Origin of the sequence: Nonomuraea corallina (assembly GCF_027620315.1) — a bacterium.
In the GTDB taxonomy this organism is placed as follows: Bacteria; Actinomycetota; Actinomycetes; order Streptosporangiales; family Streptosporangiaceae; genus Nonomuraea; species Nonomuraea corallina.
This window is the reverse complement of record NZ_JAPNNL010000328.1, coordinates 1-2,655: the sequence shown is the minus strand read 5'-3', so window position 1 is coordinate 2,655 and position 2,655 is coordinate 1. Positions and strand designations below refer to the sequence as shown.

Here is a 2,655-nt window from a genome sequence, read left to right as displayed (position 1 = left end):
CCGCCGGTCGGCCGCGAATGCACGCGCACCGCCCTGGCGCCGGAGGGGTCCGGCGGGTCCACGACGACCTGGACGGTGATCGCGCCGTCCCGGGGGAGCACCAGCGGGGCCTCGAACATCAGCTCCTCGACCAGGTCGGCCCCGGTCCTCTCGGCGGCTTCCATGACCAGGTCGGCCAGGGCCGTGCCGGGCAGCAGCACGGTGCCGGCCACGACGTGGTCGGCCAGCCAGGGCATGGCGCCGACCGACAGGCCGCCGGTGAGCACGACCGGTCCGTCCCCGGCGACGTCGACCTCGGCTTCGAGCAGGGGGTGAGCGACCTCGCGCAGGCCGGCGGCGGACAGGTCGGCGACGCGGGCGGGCGGGCCGAGCCAGTAGCGCTCGCGTTCGAAGGCGTAGGTCGGCAGGTCCACCGGGTTCCCGCCGGGCAGCAGCGCCGCCCAGTCGACGGAGGCTCCGGCGGCCCACGCGCCGGCCAGGCAGGCGGCCAGCGCGTCCGGCTCGGCGCGGTCGCGCCGGTGCAGGGAGAGGATCGAGACGTCCTCTCCGGTGACGCAGTCGTGCGCCAGACCGGCGAGCACGGCCCGCGGCCCGACCTCCAGGAAGAGGCGGACGCCCTGCGCCTCCAGCCGGGCGATCATCGGCTGGAACATGACGGGCATCCTGATCTGGCGCAGCCAGTACTCAGGGTCGGTCCACTGCGTGTCGAGGAGGCCGGTGAGTCCGGTCACGCCCGGGACGCCGGGCTCGCCGAACGTCACCGACTCCAGCTCCGCGGCGAACTTGTCGATCACGGGTTCCATCAGCGGGGAGTGGAAGGCGTGGCTGACGGTCAGCCGCCGGACGCGCCGGCCGCGCTCGCGCCAGTGGTCGGCGACCGTGAGGCAGGTCTGCTCATCGCCGGAGATCACCACGCTGTCCGGCCCGTTGACGGCGGCGATGCCCGCCCGGTCGTCGAGCCCGGCCAGGGTGAGCCGGGCCTCCTCCGGGGTGGCGGCGATCGCGATCATGGCGCCGGGTTCGCGGAGTCCCTGCATGAGCCGGCCCCGGGCGGCGATCAGCCGGGCGGCGTCCGGCAGCGACCAGAGCCCGGCGACGTGCGCGGCGGCGAACTCGCCGACGGAGTGCCCGGCCACGTACGCCGGACCGAGCCCGAGCGACTTCAGCAGCCGGAAGGCGGCGACCTGGAAGGCGAACAGGGCCGGCTGGGTGTACGCGGTCTCGTCGAGCAGGGCGGCTTCCCGCGTGCCCGGCCCGGCCCACATCACCTCGCGCAGCGGCCGGTCGAGGTGGGGGTCGAGGGCGGCGAGCGCCTCGTCCAGCGCCGCCGCGAACACCGGTGAGGCGGCGGCCAGCTCCCGTCCCATGCCGGGCCGCTGCCCGCCCTGCCCGGTGAACAGGAAGGCCGTACGGGTGAGCTCGTCCGCCACGCCGGTGACCACCTCGTCCACGGGCTGCCCGCGCAGGTAGCCGCCGAGGTTGGCGACCAGGGTCTCGCGGTCGCGGCCGAGCACGACGGCGCGGTGCGGGTGCGTGGCCCGGGTGGCGATCAGGGAGTGGGCCACGTCGGCGGGGTCGGTGCGCTCCCGCGTCGTGACGTGCCGGTGCAGCCGTTCGGCCTGGGCGCGCACGCCCTGGGCGGTGTGGCCGCTGACGGCCCAGGCGAGCGGGCCGGTGAGGACGCGCTCGCGGTGCTCGCGCTCGGGCGCGGGCTCGGGGACGTACTCCTCGATGATGGCGTGCGCGTTGGTGCCGCTGATGCCGAAGGAGGAGACGCCCGCCCTGCGGGGGCACTCGCCGGACGGCCAGTCGCGGGCCTCGGTGAGCAGCCGCACGCCGCCCGATGACCAGTCGGCGTGCGGGGTGGGCTCCTCGACGTGGAGGGTACGGGGCATCGTGCCGTTCCGCAGGGCCTGCACCATCTTGATCACGCCGGCCACCCCGGCGGCCGCCTGGGTGTGGCCGATGTTCGACTTGAGCGACCCCAGCCACATCGGCCGGTCCTCGGCACGCCCCCGTCCGTACGTGGCCAGCAGCGCCTGCGCCTCGATCGGGTCGCCCAGCGTCGTCCCGGTGCCGTGCGCCTCCACCACGTCCACGTCGCGGGTGTCCAGCGACGCGTCCTCCAGTGCCGCCCGGATCACCCGTTCCTGGGCCGGGCCGCTCGGGGCCGTCTGCCCGTTCGAGGCGCCGTCCTGGTTGACCGCCGAGCCGCGCACCACGGCGAGGATGCGGCGGCCGTTGCGCCGCGCTTCCGACAGCCGTTCCAGCACGAGCACCCCGGCGCCCTCGGACCACGCCGCGCCGTCGGCGCTGGAGGAGAACGGCTTGCACCGGCCGTCGGGGGACAGCGCGCGCTGGCGCGAGAACTCGACGAAGGCGTCGGGTGAGGCCAGCAGGGTGACCCCGCCCGCGAGGGCGATCCCGCACTCCCCCTGCCGCAGGGCCTGCACCGCCAGGTGCAGCGCGACGAGTGAGGAGGAGCAGGCGGTGTCCACCGTGATCGAGGGGCCCTCCAGCCCCAGGGTGTAGGAGACCCGCCCGGACAGCACGCTGGGGGTGCTCGCGGAGAGCAGCAGCCCTTCGAGCTCCGGCGGGACCGCGCCGTGCACGTAGCGTGAGGAGTAGTCGTTGAACATGTTGCCCGCGTAGACG

The 2,655-nt window shown here is 75.4% G+C and carries 1 protein-coding gene; it reads right to left on the bottom strand.

The genetic code is table 11. From position 1 onward, the window contains the following. Positions 1-2,655: type I polyketide synthase (locus OUY22_RS36435; RefSeq protein ID WP_270159878.1), on the bottom strand; the 2,655-nt coding region annotated here is incomplete at both ends.